The organism is Pauljensenia hongkongensis (genome assembly GCF_001746855.1).
Classification (GTDB): Bacteria; Actinomycetota; Actinomycetes; order Actinomycetales; family Actinomycetaceae; genus Pauljensenia; species Pauljensenia hongkongensis.
In genome coordinates, this window is the sequence record NZ_CP017298.1 from 1,714,338 (window position 1) to 1,719,353 (window position 5,016).

A 5,016-nucleotide genomic window follows, 5' to 3' on the forward strand; every position below is an offset into this window, starting at 1 on the left:
TCGACGGCGGGGGCCGCGCGGTCGATGGCGCGGGCGAGGGCGGCCTGGGCGCGGGGGGCGGCCCAGTCGACTCCGGCGCCCACCAGATCGGCGGCCTTCACGGCCACCTTCCCGGCGTACACGGCGGCCGTGTCCCGCAACTGCGCGGCTTCCTCCCGCAATTGATCGACGTCGAAATTCGGTGTGGGGGCCATAGTGTCTCCGAATCTGTCCAGTGGTGTCCGGCGCCCCGCGGGGAACGGAGCGCCGCTGGGTACCATTGTGCTACGAATGCCTGTGATCCGCAGCCCACTGACTGAGGAATCGGACGGGACTTGCGCTAACGGCGTAGCCCCCGCGTGGTCGCGGGCGCCGATAAGTGCGACGATTGACGCCATGAAAGCTATTGTGCACACCTCCATGGGTGACATTGCCCTCGATCTCTTCCCCGACCACGCGCCCAATACGGTGAACAACTTCGTTGGCCTGGCCAGGGGCGAGCGCGAGTGGACGGACCCCCGCACCGGGCAGAAGACCTCGCGGCCCCTCTACGACGGCACCGTCTTCCACCGCGTCATCAAGGACTTCATGATCCAGGGCGGAGACCCCCTGGGCAACGGGACCGGCGGCCCCGGCTACCAGTTCAACGACGAGATCCACCCCGAACTGGCCTTCAACGAGCCGTACCTGCTGGCCATGGCCAACGCGGGCAAGCGCATGGGCAAGGGGACCAACGGATCCCAGTTCTTCATCACCGTCGTCCCCACGCCGTGGCTGCAGGGCAAGCACACGATCTTCGGGAAGGTCGCCGACCAGGCGTCCAAGGACGTCGTCGACGCCATCATCTCGGTCCCCACGGGCGCGAACGACCGCCCCGCCTCGGACGTCGTCATCGAGTCCGTCGAGATCGTCGACTGAGGCCGCCTCACCACGGGGCCGGGGGCCGCTACCGCAACGGCACCCGGCCCCGGCGACCGCCCTCCAGGCCCTGACGAAAGGCACTCCGATGAGCATGCCCCGATTCGGACAGCGGTCCGACCCGCGCGCCGCCCCCGACTGCCCGCGGCACCCGGGCGCCCGCAGCGTCGACTACTGCAAGCGGTGCAACCGGCCCATGTGCCCCTCCTGCGTGGTCCCCACCGAGGTCCGCAGCATCTGCGTCGACTGCGCGAAGTCCTCGCGGGGCCGCAGGAGCGCGAGGCTCGGCTCCGCAGCCGCCTTCCTGCGCTCCTCCGGGGCCCCCGTCACACTGGTCCTCGTCGGCGTGTGCGTCCTCATGTACCTCCTGGTCCTGGTGGTCCCCCCCGTGCAGAGCCTGTTCATGCTGGTCCCGGCGTGGGTCGGCCCGCGCCCGTGGATCGTCGTGACGTCCGCCTTCCTCCACTCGGGGTTCCTGCACGTCTTCTTCAACATGCTCACCCTGTACTGGGTGGGTTCCGTGGTGGAGAGGGCCATCGGGCACTGGCGCTACGGGGCCGTGTGCCTGATAAGCGCCCTCGGGGGATCGGCCCTGGTGATGCTCTGGTGCTTCGTCCAGCCCGAAGCGCTCTTCGCCGCCACTGTGGGCGCTTCGGGCGCCGTCTTCGGGCTCTTCGGCGCGGTCTTCGTCCTGCAGCGGCTCTCGGGCTCGTCCACCGCGCCGATCCTCATTCTGCTGGGGGTCAACCTGGTGTACGGGTTCGCCAACCCCGGGGTGTCGTGGCAGGCGCACATCGGGGGCTTCCTGGCGGGGGCGGCCGCCACGTGGGCGCTGCTGCGCACCAGTGGGCGCCCGGGCGGGACGCTGGCCCCGAGGGCCAAGCAGATCGCGGTGTGTGTGGCAATGGCCGCCGCGATGGCCGCCCTGTGCGCCGTGTCCTACTGGGGGCTCGTCGCGCTGTACGCCTGACGCCGCCTCGCGCGCCATGGCCAGGTCAGCCTAACCTAAGGGGGCAGGCTCAGCCCCGACGGAAGGAACACCATGGCGACCCCCTGGGACATCTACGACCAGCTCATCGACCAGATCCCGGCGGACATCACCGTCCAGAGCGCCCGCGCCGACGGGAAATGGCGGCGCATCGGCACTTCCGAGGGCGGGGCGGGCATGGCCTTCGGCATGAACGTCCAATCCCGCCCCCGTACCGTCGCCGCCGCAGAGGACTTGGTCGGCCGCCCCCTCCGCGACGCGGCCAACCTGGTCAAGAGTTGGAACTTCGAGGACGCGGGCCTGGGGATGGCGGCCATCAACGCCTACCACAGCCACACCGACCGGGCCCTGGCCCACGGTTTCACGCCCCTGGCGGAGAACAACTGGGGCAGGACCTTCCACGCCTACGCCGACGCCGTCGCGGGCAAGAGGGTGGCCATCGTCGGCCACTTCCCCTTCGCGCCCGCCGCCCTGCCCGACGTGGCGGAGCTCATCGTCCTCGAGCGCGCCCTCTTCGACGGCGACTACCCCGACAGCGCGTGCGAGTACCTGCTGCCCGGCGTCGACTGGGCGTTCATCACCGGCAGCGCCTTCGTCAACAAAACCATGCCGCGGCTGCTCGAACTCACCCGCGGCGTCCACTCCGTCGTGCTGGGGCCGTCCGCCCCCGCCTCGCCCATCGTCCTCGACCACGGGGCCAGCGAGGTCCTCGCGTTCGCCTCCTGCCACCCTGCGCTGCTCGAGGAGGGGCTCGCCGGGCGGCTCCCCGGCGGGATGTTCGACGCGGGGATGCGCGTGGGCCTGGCCCGCGGCTGACCCCGGGAGGACTGGCGTCGGCCGGTGGTAGCCCGGTGGTGCTCGGGGTGGTTGGAACAGCGTTCGACGGTGCCGCGGCCGCGGCCGCGGTGAGCGGGGGCGCGTTCACTGCTGTTGCGGAGCAGGTGGCAACAGCAGTTCGACCGCGGCCCCGTCGGAGGAGAGTGCAGTGACCTCCTTCTTGGCCGTCCTGCGCAGTTGGCTAGCGCCACCACAGGGTCATGAGGAAACCGACCATCATGATGCCCAGGCCGATGACGATGTTCCACCAGGAGATCCCGGGGACCGGGTAGGCGCCGGAGGAGATGTAGTACACCATCAACCACACCAGGCCGATGAGCAGAAGGCCGCAGAACAACGGCGCCCACCACACCGGGCTCAGCGGAATCCCCTCGGTCCACGGGCGGATCTCGGTGTCGTCGGCAGCGTCCCTGCCGTTCTTCTTCCGCTTCTTCGACTCGGCCACATCTTTCCTTTCTCCGGGGAAGGCGGACTCGCCGCCTCGGCTTCGCGCCGAGATAACGGCACTGCACATAGCGTAGTCTCGGAGCAGGGCGCAGGAAAAGCGGGGCGCTCCGAGCGGGTCCTGCCCGCCGGTCCCGGCCGCGCCACAACCACAGGAAGGGAGGGCCATGAGCCGCCGTCCACCGCGCGCCGCCGCGGCGATCCTCGCGGTCACCATCGCCGCCGGGGCGCTCTTCTCCGTCTCCTTCCTCAACAACAGGCGCAACCCGGCCTCCGGGGGAGCGCTCGAGGACCTCGTGCGCGCCCGGCAGGACTCCGTGGCCTCCCTGGAAGCGCAGAACCGCGACCTGCAGAGCCAAATCGACCAGTACGCCGGGCAGTCCGGCGCACGGGCGGCCTCGACGACCGTCCCCGCCCTGGCCGCCTCGCCCGTCGTCGGCCCCGGGGTGGAGATCACCCTCACGGACGCCCCCGCCGACCAGGCCCCCGAGGGCGCCAGCCCCAACGACCTCGTCATCCACCAGCAGGACATCGAGGACGTCATGAACGCCCTGTGGTCCGGCGGCGCCGAGGCGATGACCGTCCAAGGCGCGCGCATCACCTCCAGGACCGTCATCCGCTGCATCGGCAACGTCATCCTGGTCGACGGGACCAGTTACTCGCCGCCCTACGTCGTCCAGGCGATAGGCGACCCGGGCGCCCTGCGCGAGACGGTCATGGCAAATCCACGTATCGTTAACTACCAGGCCTACGTGGCCCGCTACGGCCTCGGATGGGACATGCGGGAGAAAGACCAGTTGCGCTTCCCGCCCGCCGCAACCGACACGACCCTGAACTACGCACACGTGGAGGCACCAACGAATGGGTGAACACATCGCCCACGCCCGCCCGCCGAAGGGCAGGGGCCGCAGAATCTTCTGGAACACCGTCGGCGTCATTGGCGAGCTCCTCATCACCGCGAGCTTCGTGATCGGATTGTTCGCCGTGTGGCAGTTGTACTGGACGACGTTCCAGGTCCAGGGCCAGGTCGCCCAGACCATCACCGCCTACGAGGAGGACCACGCGCCCGTGGCGCGGCAAGCGGGCGAGGCACGCACCGACGCCCCGCCGGCCTTCACGCGCGAGGTGTCCGACGGGGAGGTCTACGGGCTCGTCCACGTGCCCAGCTGGGACTGGATGAAGATCCCCCTCGCCGAGGGGACCACGTCGGCCGTCCTCGACAACGGGTGGGCCGGCCACTACGGCAACACCGCCCAACCCGGCCAGCTCGGCAACTTCTCCGTGGCCGGGCACCGGCGCACCTACGGCAACAACTTCCGCTGGATCGACCGCCTCGGGGAGGGGGACAAGGTCGTCGCCGAGGTCGACGACTTCTACGTCGTCTACTCCGTGCAGACCTGGGAGATCATCAGCGCCGACGACCCCGACCAGGTCCGCGTCATCGCGCCCGTCATCGACGACCTCACCTTCAACAAGGAACCCACCGAACGGTGGATGACGATGACCACTTGCAACCCCGAGTACGGCAACTGGGAGCGCTACATCGTCCACCTCAAGTTCCAGTCGTGGACGCCCAAGTCCTCCGGCGTCCCCGCCGAACTGCTCGACGAGCCCGAGTCCTGACCCGAACGGAAGCACATGTACGCCTGGATATTCCGCCACCTGCCCGGACCCACGTGGTTCAAGGTCATTGAGTCCCTGGTGCTCATCGGACTGGTCGTCGCCGCCCTGTTCACCTGGGTGTACCCGTGGGTCCAGACCTACCTGGAGCTCGGGGACGCCTCAGTGGGCTGAGCCGCCGCGACCAGCCGCCGGAGCCGCCCAGGGGGCACGGGGCGGTCCGCACCGGC

The 5,016-nt window shown here is 69.6% G+C and carries 7 protein-coding genes and 1 pseudogene; 6 read left to right on the top strand and 2 right to left on the bottom strand.

Going from position 1 to position 5,016, the window contains the following annotated elements:
- A pseudogene (locus BH719_RS10150) lies at positions 1-194 on the bottom strand (hypothetical protein); the annotation flags it as partial.
- Between the two features lie 181 nt (positions 195-375).
- Between BH719_RS10150 and BH719_RS07090 the strand changes: the two are divergent.
- From BH719_RS07090 to BH719_RS07100, 3 genes are all read left to right on the top strand, one after another.
- Positions 376-897, top strand: a complete 522-nt coding sequence (locus BH719_RS07090) for a peptidylprolyl isomerase (protein WP_034255358.1) — start codon at positions 376-378, stop codon at positions 895-897.
- A gap of 88 nt (positions 898-985) precedes the next feature.
- Positions 986-1,867 carry a rhomboid family intramembrane serine protease gene (locus tag BH719_RS07095; protein WP_009744136.1) on the top strand — a complete coding sequence of 294 codons (882 nt, stop codon included), beginning with the start codon at positions 986-988 and terminating at the stop codon, positions 1,865-1,867.
- A 72-nt stretch (positions 1,868-1,939) separates the two neighbouring features.
- Entirely contained in the window at positions 1,940-2,701 is a 762-nt protein-coding gene (locus BH719_RS07100) for a Rossmann-like domain-containing protein (protein ID WP_034255359.1), read from the top strand.
- A 202-nt stretch (positions 2,702-2,903) separates the two neighbouring features.
- Here BH719_RS07100 and BH719_RS07105 read toward each other — a convergent pair whose 3' ends face one another.
- Positions 2,904-3,167, bottom strand: coding sequence for a cell division protein CrgA (locus BH719_RS07105; protein WP_009744138.1), 264 nt, complete (start codon positions 3,165-3,167; stop codon positions 2,904-2,906).
- Between the two features lie 166 nt (positions 3,168-3,333).
- Here BH719_RS07105 and BH719_RS07110 point away from each other — a divergent pair, with 166 nt between their 5' ends.
- From BH719_RS07110 to BH719_RS09715, 3 genes are read left to right on the top strand one after another with little or no spacing between them, the layout of a single operon-like run.
- Positions 3,334-4,035, top strand: coding sequence for a DUF881 domain-containing protein (locus BH719_RS07110; RefSeq protein ID WP_009744139.1), 702 nt, complete (start codon positions 3,334-3,336; stop codon positions 4,033-4,035).
- The gene (locus BH719_RS07115; protein WP_009744140.1) at positions 4,028-4,789 is read left to right on the top strand and encodes a class E sortase; all 762 of its coding nucleotides are present in this window, start codon (positions 4,028-4,030) and stop codon (positions 4,787-4,789) included. Before BH719_RS07110 ends, BH719_RS07115 begins: the two co-directional genes overlap by 8 nt.
- A 15-nt stretch (positions 4,790-4,804) precedes the next feature.
- Positions 4,805-4,960 carry a hypothetical protein gene (locus BH719_RS09715; RefSeq protein ID WP_005871744.1) on the top strand — a complete coding sequence of 52 codons (156 nt, stop codon included), beginning with the start codon at positions 4,805-4,807 and terminating at the stop codon, positions 4,958-4,960.
- Positions 4,961-5,016 lie beyond the last annotated feature (56 nt).